Annotated in this window: 19 protein-coding genes; 11 read left to right on the top strand and 8 right to left on the bottom strand. The window is 63.8% G+C overall.

Annotated elements, in window-relative coordinates:
• Positions 1 to 4 precede the first annotated feature (4 nt).
• The 4 genes from ABD923_RS12255 (at position 5) to ABD923_RS12240 (ending at position 3,336) form a co-directional block, all read left to right on the top strand.
• Positions 5 to 1,117 (top strand): S-(hydroxymethyl)glutathione dehydrogenase/class III alcohol dehydrogenase, encoded by a 1,113-nt coding sequence (locus ABD923_RS12255; RefSeq protein ID WP_259548695.1) that lies wholly within the window; start codon positions 5 to 7, stop codon positions 1,115 to 1,117.
• A gap of 53 nt (positions 1,118 to 1,170) precedes the next feature.
• Positions 1,171 to 1,596, top strand: coding sequence for a hypothetical protein (locus ABD923_RS12250; protein WP_259548698.1), 426 nt, complete (start codon positions 1,171 to 1,173; stop codon positions 1,594 to 1,596).
• Between the two features lie 69 nt (positions 1,597 to 1,665).
• The gene (locus tag ABD923_RS12245; RefSeq protein WP_310796398.1) at positions 1,666 to 2,124 is read left to right on the top strand and encodes a GNAT family N-acetyltransferase; all 459 of its coding nucleotides are present in this window, start codon (positions 1,666 to 1,668) and stop codon (positions 2,122 to 2,124) included.
• A gap of 495 nt (positions 2,125 to 2,619) precedes the next feature.
• Entirely contained in the window at positions 2,620 to 3,336 is a 717-nt protein-coding gene (locus tag ABD923_RS12240; protein WP_259548702.1) for an NYN domain-containing protein, read from the top strand.
• Here ABD923_RS12240 and ABD923_RS12235 read toward each other — a convergent pair.
• The 3 genes from ABD923_RS12235 to ABD923_RS12225 all read right to left on the bottom strand — a co-directional run bounded on the left by ABD923_RS12235 (position 3,333) and on the right by ABD923_RS12225 (position 4,650).
• Complete coding sequence (locus ABD923_RS12235; protein ID WP_259548704.1) at positions 3,333 to 3,761, bottom strand: DUF1330 domain-containing protein; 429 nt, start codon at positions 3,759 to 3,761, stop codon at positions 3,333 to 3,335. The genes ABD923_RS12240 and ABD923_RS12235 overlap by 4 nt on opposite strands.
• Before the next feature lie 2 nt (positions 3,762 to 3,763).
• Entirely contained in the window at positions 3,764 to 4,381 is a 618-nt protein-coding gene (locus tag ABD923_RS12230) for a TetR/AcrR family transcriptional regulator (RefSeq protein ID WP_259548706.1), read from the bottom strand.
• Positions 4,382 to 4,494: 113 nt separating this feature from the next.
• Entirely contained in the window at positions 4,495 to 4,650 is a 156-nt protein-coding gene (locus tag ABD923_RS12225; RefSeq protein WP_345229495.1) for a hypothetical protein, read from the bottom strand.
• A gap of 82 nt (positions 4,651 to 4,732) precedes the next feature.
• On the opposite strand from ABD923_RS12225, the gene ABD923_RS12220 reads away from it, so the two are divergent.
• From ABD923_RS12220 to ABD923_RS12205, 4 genes are read left to right on the top strand one after another with little or no spacing between them, the layout of a single operon-like run.
• The gene (locus ABD923_RS12220; protein WP_259548707.1) at positions 4,733 to 5,683 is read left to right on the top strand and encodes an AEC family transporter; all 951 of its coding nucleotides are present in this window, start codon (positions 4,733 to 4,735) and stop codon (positions 5,681 to 5,683) included.
• Between the two features lie 59 nt (positions 5,684 to 5,742).
• Positions 5,743 to 6,582, top strand: coding sequence for an S-formylglutathione hydrolase (gene fghA / locus ABD923_RS12215; RefSeq protein ID WP_259549147.1), 840 nt, complete (start codon positions 5,743 to 5,745; stop codon positions 6,580 to 6,582).
• Entirely contained in the window at positions 6,579 to 7,202 is a 624-nt protein-coding gene (locus ABD923_RS12210) for an HAD family hydrolase (RefSeq protein WP_259548708.1), read from the top strand. Before fghA ends, ABD923_RS12210 begins: the two co-directional genes overlap by 4 nt.
• Entirely contained in the window at positions 7,199 to 8,116 is a 918-nt protein-coding gene (locus ABD923_RS12205) for an ornithine cyclodeaminase family protein (RefSeq protein WP_259548710.1), read from the top strand. The genes ABD923_RS12210 and ABD923_RS12205 overlap by 4 nt, the downstream gene beginning before the upstream one ends.
• Positions 8,117 to 8,205: 89 nt before the next feature.
• On the opposite strand, the gene ABD923_RS12200 is transcribed toward ABD923_RS12205, so the two are convergent.
• Positions 8,206 to 9,456: an MFS transporter gene (locus ABD923_RS12200; protein WP_259548712.1), complete on the bottom strand. Its 1,251-nt coding sequence runs from the start codon at positions 9,454 to 9,456 to the stop codon at positions 8,206 to 8,208.
• A gap of 136 nt (positions 9,457 to 9,592) precedes the next feature.
• On the opposite strand from ABD923_RS12200, the gene zapE reads away from it, so the two are divergent.
• The 3 genes from zapE to ABD923_RS12185 all read left to right on the top strand — a co-directional run bounded on the left by zapE (position 9,593) and on the right by ABD923_RS12185 (position 11,996).
• The gene (gene zapE, locus ABD923_RS12195; protein ID WP_259548714.1) at positions 9,593 to 10,681 is read left to right on the top strand and encodes a cell division protein ZapE; all 1,089 of its coding nucleotides are present in this window, start codon (positions 9,593 to 9,595) and stop codon (positions 10,679 to 10,681) included.
• 97 nt (positions 10,682 to 10,778) lie between these two features.
• Complete coding sequence (locus ABD923_RS12190) at positions 10,779 to 11,378, top strand: HupE/UreJ family protein (protein WP_259548715.1); 600 nt, start codon at positions 10,779 to 10,781, stop codon at positions 11,376 to 11,378.
• A gap of 9 nt (positions 11,379 to 11,387) precedes the next feature.
• Complete coding sequence (locus tag ABD923_RS12185) at positions 11,388 to 11,996, top strand: hypothetical protein (protein ID WP_259548716.1); 609 nt, start codon at positions 11,388 to 11,390, stop codon at positions 11,994 to 11,996.
• Here the strand turns inward: ABD923_RS12185 and ABD923_RS12180 are convergent.
• The 4 genes from ABD923_RS12180 to ABD923_RS12165 form a co-directional block, all read right to left on the bottom strand.
• Positions 11,989 to 12,501, bottom strand: coding sequence for a hypothetical protein (locus tag ABD923_RS12180; protein WP_259548718.1), 513 nt, complete (start codon positions 12,499 to 12,501; stop codon positions 11,989 to 11,991). The genes ABD923_RS12185 and ABD923_RS12180 overlap by 8 nt on opposite strands.
• Positions 12,502 to 12,671: 170 nt before the next feature.
• Entirely contained in the window at positions 12,672 to 13,946 is a 1,275-nt protein-coding gene (locus tag ABD923_RS12175; RefSeq protein ID WP_259548719.1) for a bifunctional folylpolyglutamate synthase/dihydrofolate synthase, read from the bottom strand.
• Positions 13,943 to 14,890 (bottom strand): acetyl-CoA carboxylase, carboxyltransferase subunit beta, encoded by a 948-nt coding sequence (accD, locus tag ABD923_RS12170; protein ID WP_259548721.1) that lies wholly within the window; start codon positions 14,888 to 14,890, stop codon positions 13,943 to 13,945. Before accD ends, ABD923_RS12175 begins: the two co-directional genes overlap by 4 nt.
• Positions 14,891 to 14,974: 84 nt before the next feature.
• Positions 14,975 to 15,871, bottom strand: coding sequence for a CPBP family intramembrane glutamic endopeptidase (locus tag ABD923_RS12165; protein WP_259548723.1), 897 nt, complete (start codon positions 15,869 to 15,871; stop codon positions 14,975 to 14,977).
• Positions 15,872 to 16,024 lie beyond the last annotated feature (153 nt).

Genomic DNA, 16,024 nt, shown 5'->3' with positions numbered 1-16,024 from the left:
GACCATGCGCACACGCGCCGCCGTCGCACTGGAAGCGGGAAAGCCGCTGGAAATCATGGACGTGAACCTCGAAGGCCCCAAGGCGGGCGAGGTTCTGGTTGAAATCAAGGCGACAGGCCTGTGCCACACCGACGATTTCACCCTGTCCGGCGCGGACCCCGAGGGGTTGTTCCCGGCGATCCTCGGCCATGAAGGCGCCGGCGTCGTGCTGGAGGTGGGCGAGGGCGTGACCAGCGTGAAGCCGGGCGATCACGTCATCCCGCTTTACACGCCGGAATGCCGGGAATGCGAGTACTGCCTGAACCCCAAGACGAACCTCTGCCAGGCGATCCGGTCGACCCAAGGCCGGGGTCTGATGCCGGACGGGACCAGCCGGTTCTCGATGCTCGATGGCACGCCGATCCTGCATTACATGGGCTGTTCGACCTTTTCCAACCACACGGTCCTGCCCGAGATCGCGGTTGCCAAGATCCATCCCGACGCGCCCTTCGACAAGGTCTGCTACATTGGGTGCGGGGTGACGACGGGGATCGGGGCAGTGATCAACACAGCCAAGGTGGAAATCGGCAGCCGCGCGATCGTCTTCGGCCTTGGCGGGATCGGGTTGAACGTGATCCAGGGCCTGCGGATGGCCGGTGCCGACCAGATCGTCGGCGTGGACCTGAACCCGGACAAGGCAGTGATGGCCAAGCGTTTCGGCATGACCGATTTCGTGAACCCGACCGAGGTCGAGGGCGACCTGGTCGCCTACCTTGTCGACCTGACCAAGGGCGGGGCGGATTATACCTTCGACGCGACCGGCAACGTGCAGGTGATGCGCGCGGCGCTTGAGTCGGCGCACAAGGGCTGGGGCGAGTCGATCATCATCGGCGTGGCCCCGGCGGGCGCCGAGATCAGCACGCGCCCCTTCCAGCTTGTCACCGGCCGCAGCTGGCGCGGCACGGCATTCGGCGGTGCGCGCGGTCGCACGGACGTGCCGAAAATCGTCGACTGGTACATGGAAGGGAAGATCGAGATCGACCCGATGATTACCCACACCATGCCATTGGAAGATATCAACAAGGGTTTCGAACTGATGCACTCGGGCGAGTCGATCCGCTCGGTCGTGATTTATTAAGGGAAGAATTCCCCGGTCCGGTCGAACCGGGCCCCAACAGGAGGACTGACAAGATGAATTTCAGGAAGATGGCGGCAGCGGGGGCACTGGTGATCGGGGCAACCGGCATGGCCCAAGCCGAAGGGTGGACCGTGACCGATTTCTCGTCGCTGCCGGACCGCGAAACCTGCATGAACTACGCCGAGACCACGATCGGCACCTACCGGTCGCGCTATGGCGCTGACGGGTTCACCGGCCGGTCGGATTGGACCTTGGGTGGCTATGACCTGCGCGGCGAAGTGATCGACGCGCTGTTCATCTGCGCCGACGAATCCGGCCTCGTGGCACCGTTCCTCGTTGTCTACAACGTCGATGACGACTCGAACGCGCGGGAAACCATCGCGGATCGTCTGGGCGATATCTGGGACGAGGTCGTGGTCGGGAACGGTGTTCCGTCGGGCAGCACGGGCGGCACGATCGGCGGCGGTGGTACGAAGTAATCCAAAATGACAAGTGCGCTTCGAATTCGCCGCGCCACCCCAGACGCCAATGAACAGGACAGGTCGGCCTTGGTTGACCTCCTCCTGCCCGTATTCCGGGCCGGCGATACCTACACGGTCGACCCGGAGATTGACGCGGATGGTGCCGTTGCCCTCTGGTGCGCGCCGGAAAAGACGGTGTTCCTTGTCGAGGATGACGCCGGGACCGTTCTGGGGACCTACTATATCCGCCCCAACCATCCGGGCCGGGGCGCGCATGTCTGCAACTGTGGCTATGTCACGGCCAGGCAATCGCAGGGCAAGGGCGTGGCGCGGACGATGCTCTCCCATTCCATCGAGACAGCGCGCGAGATGGGCTACCGCGCGATGCAGTACAATTTCGTCGTGTCCACCAATGCCCGCGCGATCAAGACGTGGCAGCACGCTGGCTTCGAGGTGGTCGGGCGATTGCCGGGTGCGTTCCATCATCCGACCGAGGGCTATGTCGATGCCCTGGTCATGATGCTGGACCTGACCGATGGAGACTGAGGGTCCCTTTTCGATCGTTGGCGAGGCGTTCAGCGCGATCGGGGTACTTCTTTCGGGGGAAATGTGCCGCCCGCGCCACCGGACCTTTTGTTGGAGACACCGCCGGCTGCAGTGCGCCCCCTGCGGCTGGCCGTGCCGGGCATCCTGATCGACATTGCGCCCGAGCAATTGCTGACTGTGCGGGTGAACACAGCCGATGACCAGGTCCCCGGCGCCTTCATCGCGCTGGGCCCCGAGGCATCGGCCTGGTTAGCCGAGACCGCGACAGCGCATCTGGGCGAGGAAATGGCCGTCTCCGTATGTGGGCAGGTCCACGTCCGACGAAGCCGAAGAATCGGCGCGCCTGATCGCCGGTCAGACCCCGTGCCCCGAAGACACCGCTGCCACCGGCGAGGCCAGGTAGCCACGCCATGCCCATGGCAACCAACCTCGCGGAAGGCGGGTGGCCCGCCGGATGCATCCGTGCGAGGCTGGGCATGAAAAACAGGAGACGACATGGCCAATGACACCCCGCTTCTTGCGGTCCTGATCGATGCCGACAACACCAGCCACAAGCACGCCAAGGCGATCTTCGACGAGATCGCCGGGTTCGGCGAGGCAAGCGTGCGGCGCATCTATGGCGACTTCAGCTCGTCACACATGAAGGGCTGGTCGAATGTGCAGGCCGAGTTCGGGATTGTGCCGCATCACCAGCCGGCCAATACCGTGGGCAAGAACGCAAGCGACATCGCGCTGGTCATCGACGCGATGGACCTGATGCATTCTGGCCGGTTCGACGGGTTTGTTCTCGTCAGTTCCGACAGCGATTTCACGCGACTGGCCAGCCGGATCCGCGAGCAGGGGCTGGATGTCTTTGGCATTGGCCAGAAGAAAACGCCCGACGCGTTCCGCAAAGCCTGCAAGCGGTTCATCTTTGTCGAGAACATCCTCGGGTCGGAGGGGGGCGATCCGAAAGCAGACGACAAGCAAGCGGGCGACAAGCGCCCGATCAGCGAGGCGCGGGATCTGATCCACCGGGCGATGGAGGGGATCGGGCAGGAAGACGACTGGTATTCGCTGGGACAGCTTGGCCAGTACATGACCAGCGCCAACCCGGATTTCGACACGCGGACCTATGGAAAGCGCAAGCTGAGCGACCTTGTCGAAGCGATCAGGACGCTGGAGGTCAAGCGCGGACAGGGCAACCAGTTGCTGGTACGCCGGATCGACTAATCCGCGATCTCGCCGAAGGCCCCGCCGGGGTTGCCGGGCTCCATCCGGATCAGGCGCGACTCCGCGACGGCGGCCTGCCTATGGCGCACTGCCTTTCGATAGGCGGCGTCGCGCAGCATCGACACGAAGGCGTCGACGCCGGGGTATTCGGCGATGAAGGCAAGGTCCCAGAGCTTGTCCTGCGGCCCGATCAACATCAGCTCGGGGCGACCGATCCAGACTTGCCGTCCGCCCAGTCGTTGAAAGATGGGCGCGCTTTCCCTGGCATAGGCACGATAGGCTTCGGCCCCTGAACACTCGGTTCCATCATCATAGGCGGCGCGCTCGCGGAACTTGAGCAGGTTCAGCATGTGAACCGGCCCTTCGCGCTGCATTTCGCGGAAGGTGGCGAAACTCTCGCGTGTCGGGTCGATATACCGGGCCATGCCTAGCGACGCTGATATCGGGCGAGAAAGGTCTTGCAGGCCTCGTTCGCGATGAAATCGACATCGGCTTCGGTGACATCGGTTTGCACCCCGAAAACCCTTTTCAGCATCAGGTCCGTGCGGCACAGCTGCGCCAACTGGTCGGCGGCAAGCAGGCTGTCGTCGATATCCAACATCTTCTGTGCGGCCGGGCTTTCGAGATATTGCGCTATTTTTCGATTCCAGCGCCTCGGCCCGCTTTCGTAGAAGACACGCCCGAGTTCGGGAAAGCGCTGGGCTTCGGCCACGCAGATCCGGAAAATATCCTGCCCGACATCGGACAAGACAAAGCCCACCAACGTCTTGCAGATCAGGCGCAAGGCCTCGGGCACCGGAATATCGCAGCCGGCGATGGCAAACTCGATCTCCGATTGCTGGTCGCATTCGGCCTGTAGCACGGCGATGAATAGCTGCTGCTTGTCCGGAAAATAACTGTAGAGCGTGGCTTTGGAGACGCCGGCATCGCGGGCGATGGCGTCGACGCTGGCCCCTTCGAAGCCTTCGCGCATGAAGACGGTGCGGGCGCCTTCGACGACCTGATCGAACTTGCGGCCCTTCTTGACCTTCAGGTCAGCGTTCATGCTGGCGCCCCGTCCCCAATCCTTCCGCGTCCCCGAAGACAAGCGTAAACCAGTCAGTTCAGTTCAGGCAAGGATGACGGCGTGCGACGGACGCCGCGCACCATGTCATCTGGTCAACCGTCATTGGCGCGGCGGATCGCTTCGGCCACAGGGATTGTCCCGCGCTGATCGACCGGGATTTCGGCACGCCGCTCCAACCGGGTGACGCTTGGGGACGCGTCATGGCCAATGTCCTTGTCGGGATGCGCGGACCACTGTGAATCCCACAAAATGATCAAACGGTTCAGTTTGAAAACTCCTCCTCTGTCGCATCGCTGGACAGTCCGCGCGGCGTGGCGTAGCCGAAAAGGCATGGTTGAGATCTTCCTCAAGACATTGCCGTTCTTCGCCCTGATCGGATTGGGGTTTCAGGCCTGTCGCACCGGGTTCTTCACGGCCGAGGCGGCGGCTTACCTGACCAAGTTCGTGTTCTACTTCGCCTTGTCGGCGATGCTGTTCCGCTTTGCGGCGAATCTCTCGCTCGCCGAGATTTTCGACTGGTGGTTCGTGGCGGCCTACCTGTGGGGGTGTTTCATCGTCTACCTGTTGGCCACGGCGGTCGCGATGCTCAGGCGCAGGCCGATCACCGAAGCGGCCGTCGAGGCACAATGCGCGGTGATCGGGAATACCGGTTTTCTGGGCGTGCCGATGCTGGTCGTCCTGATGGGCGAGGCGGCGGCGGGGCCCGTTTTGATGGTGTTGACGCTGGACCTCGTGGTGTTTTCCAGCCTGATCGTCATTCTTGTTACCGGCAGCCGCGAGGGCCGCGTGCGCTTGTCGACGCTGAAGTCGGTCGGGATGGGCCTGCTGAAAAACCCGATGATCGTGTCCATCGTGCTGGGGCTGGCCTGGTCGTCGAGCGGATGGGATGTGCCCGGTCCCGTGAACGAGTTTCTCGGCATTCTTGGCGCGGCGGCGACCCCCGGGGCGCTTTTTGCAATCGGGGCTTCTCTGGCCGGGAAATCGGCCGAGCGCCTGTCGGTCGCCGGGTGGCTCAGCTTCTGCAAACTTGTCCTGCACCCGGCCGCTGTCGCGTTCGCCGCGTTGGTCCTGTTCCCGGTCGCAACCTTCGACGCGGCGGTGATGATTGCAGCGGCGTCGCTGCCGGTCGCCGGGAACGTCTACATTCTGGCACAGCATTACGGTGTCGCGCCGCAGCGGGTGTCGACGGCCATTCTGGTGTCAACGGCGATCTCGATCCTGACGGTCTCGGTCATCATCGGTTGGGTGTCGCAGATGGCGGGGATCACCTTGGGCGGTTGAGCAGGCAGGCCACCCGCGCTACGCCTTGGCGCAAGCAAAGCATGAAAGGGGTGCCCCTGATGGAGACGATCTCGGAAAATCGCTGTTTCGGAGGTACGCAGGGCGTTTACAGCCATGCGTCGGATTCCACCGGCACTGATATGACATTCGGGCTGTTCATGCCGGCCGAGGCCGAAGATGGCCCGGTGCCGGTGCTCTGGTTCCTGTCGGGCCTGACCTGCACCCACGAGAACGCGATGACGAAGGCGGGCGCGCAGATGTGGGCAGCCGAACAGGGGATCGCGCTGGTCTTTCCAGATACGTCGCCCCGCGGCGCGGGCGTACCGAATGACGAAGCGTACGACCTCGGGCAAGGCGCCGGGTTCTACGTCAACGCCACGCAGGACCCGTGGGCCGAGCATTTCCAGATGTGGGACTACGTGACCGAGGAGCTTCCGCGCGCCCTGTTCGATCGCTTTGCCCTGGACGAAGCGCGGCAGGGCATCACCGGGCACTCGATGGGCGGGCACGGTGCCCTGACCATCGCGATGAGTTTCCCGGAGCGTTTCGCCAGCGTCTCGGCCTTCGCTCCGATCTGCAACCCGATGGAAAGCGATTGGGGCCGCAAGCAGTTCACCGCGTATCTGGGCGAGAATACCGCCCTGTGGGAGGCGCATGACGCCACTGTCCTGATGCGCGAAAAGGGGTTCCCCGGTCCGGTCCTGATCGATACCGGCACGGCGGACCAGTTCGGCGACCTGCTCAAGACCGAGGCCCTCGCCGAGGCCCTCGCAGCGCGTCGGCAGCACGCGACCCTGCGGCTTCAGCCGGGCTATGACCACAGCTATTTCTTCATTTCGACCTTCATGGAGGATCACGTCGCCTTCCATGCCGAGGCGCTTTACGGGGTGACCGAATGAAACCCGAAGCCGTGATTTTCGACATCGGCAACGTGCTGATAGAATGGCAACCCGAACGGTATTACGACCGGGTCTACGGTGAAGACCGTCGAAAGGCCCTGTTCAACGAGGTCGATCTGCACTGGATGAATGAACGGGTGGATCGGGGAGAGCCGTTTCGCGACGTGATCTATGAAACGGCCGAGACCTATCCCCATTGGCGGGCCGAGATCCGGGATTGGCACGACAACTGGATCATGCTGGCCACGCCGGTCATCGACCATTCCGTCACCCTGATGCGGCGGCTGCGGGCGAAGGGCGTGCCGGTCCACTGCCTGACGAATTTCGGGGTGGAAAGCTACGCCTACGCGCAAACCCAGTTCGATTTCCTCAACGAGTTCGATATCGAATTTGTCTCGGGCCGGATGCAGGTGACGAAACCTGACCCGCGGATCTACGAGTTGGTGGAAGAAGGTGTTGGCGTCGCGCCCGGTGCCATTCTTTTCGCCGATGACCGCGATGCAAATATCGCCGCCGCCGAGGCGCGCGGATGGCAGGCGCATCTGTTCGATGGGCCGTCGGGCTGGGCCGACAGGCTGGTCGCCGCCGGCCTGCTGACCGAGGAGGAGGCCAAGCCATGAGCATCGCGATGATCGGGCCGGAGGCCGAGGATAAGCTCGACTGGATCGCCCTGACCGACGCGATCGAGGCGGGGCATGCCCTGCCCAGAGCCGAGATCGGGGATACGTTCCTCTATCGCGGCAAGGACACGCTGCTGAGCCGCGCGGCCTGGATCGACGGGTTGGGAAGTCTTGTCAAAACGGCGACGATCCATCCGGGCAATCCGGCGCGCGGCAAGCCGATGGTGAACGGCGGGGTGAACCTTTACGACGACGAAACCGGCGAGTTGTCGGCGATCGTGGATTTCCACCTCGTCACCAAGTGGAAAACGGCGGGTGACAGCCTGCTGGCCGCGCGCAAGCTGGCGCGAAAGGATAGCGAGACGATCCTGATCGTCGGTGCGGGAACGGTGGGCCGATCCCTGCGCGAGGCCTATGGCGCGCTGTTTCCCAAGGCGTCCTTCCTGGTCTGGAACCGCTCGCCCGAGCCTGCGGCGCAACTGGCCGAGCATTATGGGCATACGACCCCGATGACCGATCTGCGCGCCGCCGTGGCCGAGGCGGATATCGTCACCTGCGCCACGATGACGGACCGCCCCCTGATCGAGGGGGCATGGCTGAAACCGGGCCAACACCTGGACCTGATCGGCGCCTACCGCCCTGACATGCGTGAAGCCGATGACGAGGTGCTGAAGCGTGCGCGGATCTTCCTCGACAGCCGCGATACCGTTCTGGGCCATATCGGTGAATTGAAGATCCCGCTGGAGCAGGGCGTCATTTCGGAAACGGACGTTGTGGCCGACTACTACGATCTGCCGGGTGGGGAATTTGCACGGCAGGGCGAAGACGAGATCACGCTGTTCAAGAACGGTGGCGGCGCGCATCTGGACCTGATGGTCGCGCGCTACATCCTGAACGCGGTGCAAGGCCGCTGAGCGGTTTCGCCTGCTGACGCAGGCGACCCGTGCGAGGGGGTTTCACCCCCTCGCGCTCCCCCAGCATATTTTCAGGATAAAGATTTGGGTCAGGTGGACACGGCGACGCGTTTGCGGTCGTGAAGCGGCGTTTCGCGGATCGGCAGGTGGACAATCGCGCTCAGCGCCCCGACGGCCACGCCAATCCACCAGACTGCGGTGTAGTCGCCGTAGAGGTCATACATCCAGCCACCCAGCCAGACACCGAGGAAGCCGCCAAGCTGGTGGCTGAAAAAGACGATGCCATAGAGCGTTCCCATGTAACGCAGCCCGTAGATATGGGCGACGAGCCCCGAGGTCAGCGGAACGGTGGCCAGCCACAGCGCCCCCATGACGATGGAAAAGACGATGACCGTTGCAGGCGTTATGGGGAGCAGGATGAAGATGCCGGCCGCCAGAGTGCGCCCCAAATAGATCAGGGTCAGGAGGTACTTCCTTGGAAAGCGGTTGCCGAGCCAGCCGGCGGTGATCGTGCCGACGATATTCGCCACCCCGATCAGCGCAATCGCAAGCGCGCCAAGGCCCGATGTCGTCGTCACGCCGAGACCCGCCAGGATGCCGGTCGGGTCGATCGGGCCGCAAAGCTCGGTCACGAAGGCGGGGAAGTGGGCGGTGATGAAGGCCAGTTGATAGCCGCAGGAAAAGAAGCCGACGAAGATGAGCGTGAAGGATGGGTCCCGGAAAGCCTTGCCGAGGATGTCGCCCATGCTCTCCTCCAACTCGGCCTTCGAGGCGGCCTCGGGTGCGCGCAACAGCGGCAGGGCAAAGAGCGACGCGAGTACCATTCCCGCGAAGATGAGGAAGACCGTCTGCCAGGGGAAAAGGCCCAACAGGGTTTCGGCGAGCGGGGCGCTCACGATCTGGCCGGCCGAACCTGCGGCCGTGGCGATGCCAAGCGCCACGGAGCGGTGCTCGTCCGAGGCGGCCCGTCCGACAACGGCCAGGATGACGCCGAAGCCTGTTCCGGCGATGCCGAACCCCACAAGAATTTCCAGAAGCTGGTGCTGTCCGGGCGTGACGGCCATGGACGACAGGACCAGGCCCACGGCATAGGTCAAGGCGCCGAGGATGATCGCCCGACGGTCGCCGAACCGTTCCGCGATGGCCCCGAAGATCGGCTGGCCGATACCCCAGGCAAGGTTCTGGATCGCGATGGCGAGGCTGAACTCGGCCCTCAACCAGCCGAATTCATCGGCGATCGGGATCTGGAACACCCCGAAACTGGCACGGATGGCAAAGCTGATCAGGATGATGATCGAGCCGCCGATAAGCACGGGGGTGAAAAGCGGGGATTTGGTCATCAATCCTGTCCTTGTTCGCGGGGTGCAAGATTGAGTGCGCGGCATGCACCGTCAATCAACAAAGCGTGCTGGTGCGCATCAGCATCGGTGATCGCACCGCTGGCGCCGGACGACATCGCGCGCTAGGAACCGACACATGGGACAACACCTGCAAGCGATCTACGATACGCGCGTCGCCGAAGGGCTTCTGCGCCCCGATCCGGCACAGCGCGCGGCGCTGCTGCGGCTTGAGGAACTGCGCGAGCGGCTGGAGGCCCCGCAACGCAAAGGGTTTCTGTCACGCTTCAAACGGGCCGAACCTGCCGGGAAACAGGGCCTGTACCTTTGGGGCGGGGTTGGCCGTGGCAAGTCCATGCTGATGGACCTGTTCTACGCGCATGTCGGCATCAGGGAACGCCGCCGGGTGCATTTCCATGCCTTTATGCAAGAGGTGCAGGCCGCCCTGCACGAAGCGCGCAAGACCGGCGTGGACGATGCGATCAAGCCGGTCGCCGACGCGATTGCCAAGGATCTTCGCCTGCTGTGTTTCGACGAGATGCAGATCACGGATATCGCGGATGCGATGATCGTTGGACGGTTATTTGAAAAGCTGTTCGATGCTGGCGTCGTGGTGGTGACCACGTCGAACAGGCATCCGAGCGACCTCTACAAGGATGGGTTGAACCGGCAGTTGTTCCTGCCCTTCATCGAGTTGCTTCAATCCCGTCTCGAGGTCGACCAATTGGAGGCAATGGCCGATTACCGGCAGGATCGGCTTTCTGGTGAGCCCGTCTATTTCTGCCCGCTGGGCACCGCGGCCAAGAAAAAGGTCGATGCAATCTGGCGCGACCTGACCGGGGGGCGCGAGGAAGAGCTCTGCCTTGAGGTGAAGGGGCGGGAGGTGCATGTGCCCCGGTACTGGGCGGGCATGGCGCGGGCCTCGTTCTGGGATCTGTGCGGTCAGCCATTGGGCCCGGCGGATTACCTGGCACTCGTGGGCGCGGTAAAGCTGTTGGTGCTGGAAGGCATTCCGCGCTTGGACGCCAGCAAGTTCAACGAGGCAAAGCGCTTCGTCACCCTTATCGATGCGCTCTACGAAGGGCATGTCCGGCTGATCGCGACGGCCGAGGACGAGCCGGAGCGCCTGTATCTCGAAGGGGCGGGAAGTTTCGAGTTCGAACGCACCGCCAGCCGCTTGCGCGAAATGCAGGGCGCCGATTGGGGCACCGGGCGCGATCAGCCCTGAAACTTACGCAGGTGGCGTTCCGTTTCTTGTGCATGATCTGTTGACCCGGGTCAGGCGCTTGCTACCCTTTCGACAACCTTTTTGCAGGAGTTTTCCGATGCCGAGCTTTTCCCCGCAGTCCCGTGCCGCCCTCCTTGCGCTTCCCCTGATGCTTCTGGCCGCGCAGGCGGGCGCTCATACCGGAGAGGGGATCAATACCGGCTTTGCCAGCGGCTTCTGGCACCCGATCCTCGGCTGGGATCATGTCGTTGCCATGGTCGCCGTTGGCCTGTGGGGGGCGTTCCTGGGATCGCCGTCCATCTGGATCCTTCCGGTCGTCTTCCCGCTGGTGATGGCCGTGGGTGGCGCGATGGGTGTGGTGGGCATGCCCCTGCCTGCCGTCGAAACGGGTATCGCGCTGTCGGGTGTCATCCTCGGCCTTCTGATCGCCTTTGCCGTGCGCGCGCCGATCTGGGTGGCAGCCGTCATCGTCGGCGTCTTTGCAATCTTCCACGGCCACGCGCATGGGACCGAGTTGCCAGAGGCCTTCAGCCCCTACGGCTACGCCGTCGGCTTCGTCGTCGGAACGGGCCTGCTGCACATGATCGGCATCGCATTCGGCTTTCTCACCAAGTCCGAGATCGGCAAGGCCGCTGTGCGAGGTGCCGGCGGTGTGATCGCCCTGGTCGGCGCGGCGTTTCTGTTCGGACTTGCCTGAGGGCGCGTCTTGAAACGGATCGGGATTGCGGCGACCGCGCTGATCGGCGCGGGTCCTGCCGCCGCGCACAGCTTTGATACCGGGGCGGATGCCTACAACCAGATGGTCGAGGGCACCGGCGTTGTCCTGACGGATCCGGGCTTGCTTATCCCGATCCTCGCGCTGGGCATATTGCTCAGCCTCTGGGACGCGGAGGGTTTGCCGCGTGCATGGCCATTCTACCTGCTAGGGCAGATCGCGGGCGTGATCGTGGCCTCTGTCGTTGGCCCATGGATCACGACCGTGTTCATCGCGCTGGGCATCGTGATCGCGGCACTCGCAGCCCTGCTGCCGCGCCCGACCAAGTCCTTGGCAATCGGCCTCGCGGCATTGACCGGGGTGGGGGCCCTGGCCGTGGGCCTCGAAGGGCATGGCTTGTTCGAGCTGTCGGTTTTCATCCATCTCGGGCTGATCCTTGGGGTCAACATCGCCGTGGCCTTGCCCGCCGGGGCAGCCCGCGTCGCGCTCGACAAGGTTGCTGCCCCTTGGATGCGGATCGGCTGGAGGGTGGCGTCCTCGTGGCTTGGGGCGATCCTGGTCCTGTATCTCGCCTTCGAGATGACCGGCGGCCTTAGCTGAGCGGGACGACCGACTGGCAGGACATCTCGGTGTCCATACCGAAGACAGGCAAGGGCGTATCGGGATCGATGGAACTGGCCGCGATCCAGACATTGTCGATACAGACATCTTGCGCCCAGTTGCCGCCGTTGAAGCCGAACCCGTTCGGCCCGCAATCGTTCACCTCGCCATTGGCGTTCCACGCCTGATAACTTTGTTCGAGGAAGTGACCGCCCATCGGGAATTCGAGATTTGTGGTGTCGAAGAACAGGGTCCAGGTCGTCTCGGTCGTGCGCTGGCGCATGTTCCAAGCGCCGATTGGCACCCCGTCATGATAGCCTTGTATGAAGAAGGCGCTGACATCCTGTTCGGTGATGATCCCGGTGTTCAGCAGGTTGCCCGGTACCTCGATAATCCCTTCCATCGTATAGCCCGAGTTTCCGACCCAGCAGAACTGGAACCGGGCGGCGTGGGCTGGAAGGGCGACCAATGCGATGGCAAGGGCGGTGAATGTCGTTCGGCGCATGGATGCAGAGTGTGGACCCGCCGCGCGAATGGTCAAGGGGCGGCGGATGCCGCCGCCGATAAGGTCGCGCGTTCGTGTTCGTCCGCGTTGACTGACGGTTTGGGAGGGTCTTCGTCGCAAGGGCGGAACGGAGGCACAGCCAAAGCACCGCGACCCCGGCCCAACGACCGCTAACCGTTCTCTTTCAACACGTTTCCAGCAAGGTAAAGAGAACCGCAGATCAAGATGCGCGCTTCGGGCGTTTCGCCTGTGATGGCGGCCAGCGCGTCTTCGACAGACGCGGCCTCGACCGCCGTAAGACCCGCCTCTCGTGCGGCGGCGGCAGTCTCTTCGGCCGAAAGCGTTGCGGTTGCATCGGGGATCGGCACGGCCTGAAGCTCTGCCACCTGTCCCTTGAAATGTTCCAGGTAGCCCGCCGGGTCCTTGGTGTTGAGCATGCCGCAGATCAGGTAGGTGGGCCGATCTGGCAACGTGGCCAAATGCGCCGCGACGGCGCGGCCTGCATGCGGGTTGTGCCCGCCGTCCAGCCACAGTTCTGCCTGCTGCGCCGCATGGACCAGCGGGCCATGCCGCAGGCGCTGCATCCGCGCGGGCCACGTCACGGTGCGCATTGCCGCCTCGCAGGCACCCTCGTCCATGCCGAGTGCGCGCAGGGCAGCCAGCGCGATGCCCGCGTTCTCGATCTGATGTGCGCCGGGAAGCGCGGGAAGCGGCAGGTCCAGCAGGCCGGTTTCGTCCTGGAACACCAGCCGCCCGCGTTCCTCCCAGACATGCCAGTGCTGTCCATGCGCCAGGATGGGGGCACCAAGGCGCGCGGCGCGATCCTCGATCACCTCCAGCGCGTCATCCTGCTGCCGTCCGACGATGCACGGTACACCGCGCTTGATGATGCCCGCCTTTTCCGCAGCGATCTCGGCCAGGGTTTCGCCAAGAAACTGCTGATGATCCATATCCACGGGCGTGATGACGGTCAGGCGCGGCGCGTCGATCACGTTGGTCGCATCGAGCCGCCCGCCAAGGCCGACCTCCAGCAAGGTGTAGTCGGCCGGTGTGCGCGCGAAGGCGAGGAGCGCGGCTGCGGTGGTGATCTCGAAATAGGTTATCGGGTCCGGGCCGTTGGCAACCAGGCATTCGTCGAGGATCGCCGAGAGCGCATCTTCCTCGATCAGATCGCCGGCCAGCCGAATGCGTTCGTGAAACCGCGCCAGATGCGGCGAGGTATAGGCGTGGACAATCTTGCCAGCCCCTTCGAGGCCTGCGCGGATCATGGCCTGGGTCGATCCCTTGCCGTTCGTTCCCGCGATATGGATCACCGGCGGCATGTCACGCTCGGGGTGACCGAGCGCGGCAAGGATGCGCCACATCCGGTCGAGCGTGAGGTCGATCACCTTGGGGTGGAGCGACATCATCCGGTCAAGGAGGATGTCGGATGTCGCGCCGCTCACGAGGTCTGTTCGCTGTCCTGATCCGGCGTCGGCGCCGGTGTGGGCGGTTCGGGTGACACCTCGGGCGGCGGCGGCAGATCCGCCAGGATCGCGGGCGGCAAGCCCATCAGCATCCGGGTGATGGTGATGAGTTCGTCACGCATTTCCTTGCGCGGGGTCACGCGGTCCAGCATGCCGTGATCCAGCAGATATTCCGCCCGCTGGAACCCCTCGGGGAGTTTCTCGCGGATCGTCTGTTCGATCACGCGTGGCCCGGCAAAGCAGATCAGCGCGTTGGGCTCGGCGATATGAACGTCACCCAGCATGGCGTAGCTTGCGGTCACCCCACCCGTCGTCGGATGCGTCAGCACCACGATATAGGGCAGGTTGTTTTCCTTGAGCATCTGCACGGCGACCGTGGTGCGCGGCATCTGCATCAGCGACAGGATGCCCTCCTGCATGCGCGCGCCCCCGGCGGCAGAGAACAGGATCAGCGGACGTTTCAGCATCACGGCGCGTTCGGCGGCGGCGATGATGGCATTGCCCACATACATGCCCATGGACCCGCCCATGAAGCTGAAATCCTGCGCGGCCGCGACGATAGGGGTGCGCCCGATCTCGCCCTCGGCGACCAGCATCGCCTCGGCCTCGCCCGTCTGTTTCTGGGCCGCCTTCAAACGGTCGGGATACTTTTTCTGATCGCGGAACTTGAGCGGATCGTCGATGGGCTGCGGCACCTCGACCTCGGTGAAGATGCCCGCGTCGAACAGCGCCGTGAACCGGTCGCGCGGCGTGAGCGCCATGTGATGCCCGCAATTCGTGCAGACGTTCAGGTTGTCGCTCAACTCGCGATGAAACAGCATCGTGCCGCATTCATCGCATTTGGACCACAGGTTCTCGGGCATCTCGCGACGCGAGAAGATCGAATTGATCCGGGGGCGGACGTAGTTGGTGATCCAGTTCATGCGCGCTCTCAGGACGGGTCTGACGGTTCGCGCCCGAGATAGGCCTCGCAGGCGGGAAATGCAATCATGCGCGGTGACGCCCCGTCAGGCGCGGACGCGCTTCACGACCAGCCGGATGACCAGCCAGATTGCGACCGTGATGCCGATATCCAGAAGGATCAGGGGCGCCATGGCAGGTGAGGCCGGATCGACCGGCATCGTGTAAAGCGCAAGGCCTGACAGTGGCCCGTCGCTGGCCACGAACAGGATCGCGGCACAGTTATTGGCGAAATGAAGCCCCCACGCGGCCCCGATATTCCCGGTCACGGCGGTCAGATCGGCGGCAAGCAAGGCGAACACGCCAGTGGCCGCCACGATGAACCACGTGTTCTCGCCCATCAGGTCGGGTTGGTAATGCGCCAAACCAAAGAGAACGGCCGGCAAGGCCATCCAGATCACGGGCGAGCGGAAGCGCGCGGCCAGTTGTTGCTGAACATAGCCGCGAAAAAGCAACTCCTCGGCCCCGGTTTGCACGAACACGCCCACCAAGGCGAGCGGCAGGAAACTGGCCCAGAGTGACAGGTCGAGATTTGGCGTGGGTGTTGCGCCCTCGGGGCTGGGGATCAGAAGGGTCGCACCATAGACAACGGCACAGACCACGGCCCCGATCGCGAAATGGGTAGAGAGCCGCGCAAATGGCCCGCCGAACAGGGACAGGGCCGGGCGTTTGTGAAGCAGTTTCGCCGCTGCCATCGGCCCCAGGGCCATCCCGATGAAGGTCGCCAGCAACAGAAGCGTGCTGGTCGGGCCGTTCGCCAGGGACATCGAGGCCATCCAGTGTTGCGCACCCTCCGGGCCGCTCGTGATCAGCAGGATCCCGAAAATCAGCAGGATCCCGGCAAAATAGATTGCCCCGGCCAAGAGCAGGCCGACGAACAATCGCCATAGCTGGGGACGCGCCCGTGCGGGCGCCACGAATTCCACGTGGGCGGGATACTGCATCGGCCTGCCTGCCTTTTGTTGTTGCAAACATCCTACTCCGCATCGGGGGGCGCGGCAATCATGCGTAGGCCATGTTGGCCTAACGTTCTTGTGTCGCCGCAGGCCGCCGTCTATTCCGGAGCAAAGCCCGGCCAACCCTCGCCGGGACGCAAG

The sequence above is a fragment of the [Roseibacterium] beibuensis genome (assembly GCF_039542305.1).
Lineage (GTDB): Bacteria > Pseudomonadota > Alphaproteobacteria > Rhodobacterales > Rhodobacteraceae > Roseibacterium > Roseibacterium beibuensis.
The sequence above is the reverse complement of the archived record's forward strand: the minus strand, read 5'-3'. Positions and strand labels throughout refer to the sequence as shown.

Bases quoted from the DNA above. Each gene is read 5' to 3' on its own strand.
- ABD923_RS12255 (WP_259548695.1), top strand. From the start codon at position 5: ATGCGCACACGCGCCGCCGTCGCACTGGAAGCGGGAAAGCCGCTGGAA.
- ABD923_RS12250 (WP_259548698.1), top strand. From the start codon at position 1,171: ATGAATTTCAGGAAGATGGCGGCAGCGGGGGCACTGGTGATCGGGGCA.
- ABD923_RS12240 (WP_259548702.1), top strand. From the start codon at position 2,620: ATGGCCAATGACACCCCGCTTCTTGCGGTCCTGATCGATGCCGACAAC.
- ABD923_RS12235 (WP_259548704.1), bottom strand. From the start codon at position 3,761: ATGGCCCGGTATATCGACCCGACACGCGAGAGTTTCGCCACCTTCCGC.
- ABD923_RS12230 (WP_259548706.1), bottom strand. From the start codon at position 4,381: ATGAACGCTGACCTGAAGGTCAAGAAGGGCCGCAAGTTCGATCAGGTC.
- ABD923_RS12220 (WP_259548707.1), top strand. From the start codon at position 4,733: ATGGTTGAGATCTTCCTCAAGACATTGCCGTTCTTCGCCCTGATCGGA.
- fghA (WP_259549147.1), top strand. From the start codon at position 5,743: ATGGAGACGATCTCGGAAAATCGCTGTTTCGGAGGTACGCAGGGCGTT.
- ABD923_RS12210 (WP_259548708.1), top strand. From the start codon at position 6,579: ATGAAACCCGAAGCCGTGATTTTCGACATCGGCAACGTGCTGATAGAA.
- ABD923_RS12205 (WP_259548710.1), top strand. From the start codon at position 7,199: ATGAGCATCGCGATGATCGGGCCGGAGGCCGAGGATAAGCTCGACTGG.
- ABD923_RS12200 (WP_259548712.1), bottom strand. From the start codon at position 9,456: ATGACCAAATCCCCGCTTTTCACCCCCGTGCTTATCGGCGGCTCGATC.
- zapE (WP_259548714.1), top strand. From the start codon at position 9,593: ATGGGACAACACCTGCAAGCGATCTACGATACGCGCGTCGCCGAAGGG.
- ABD923_RS12190 (WP_259548715.1), top strand. From the start codon at position 10,779: ATGCCGAGCTTTTCCCCGCAGTCCCGTGCCGCCCTCCTTGCGCTTCCC.
- ABD923_RS12180 (WP_259548718.1), bottom strand. From the start codon at position 12,501: ATGCGCCGAACGACATTCACCGCCCTTGCCATCGCATTGGTCGCCCTT.
- accD (WP_259548721.1), bottom strand. From the start codon at position 14,890: ATGAACTGGATCACCAACTACGTCCGCCCCCGGATCAATTCGATCTTC.
- ABD923_RS12165 (WP_259548723.1), bottom strand. From the start codon at position 15,871: ATGCAGTATCCCGCCCACGTGGAATTCGTGGCGCCCGCACGGGCGCGT.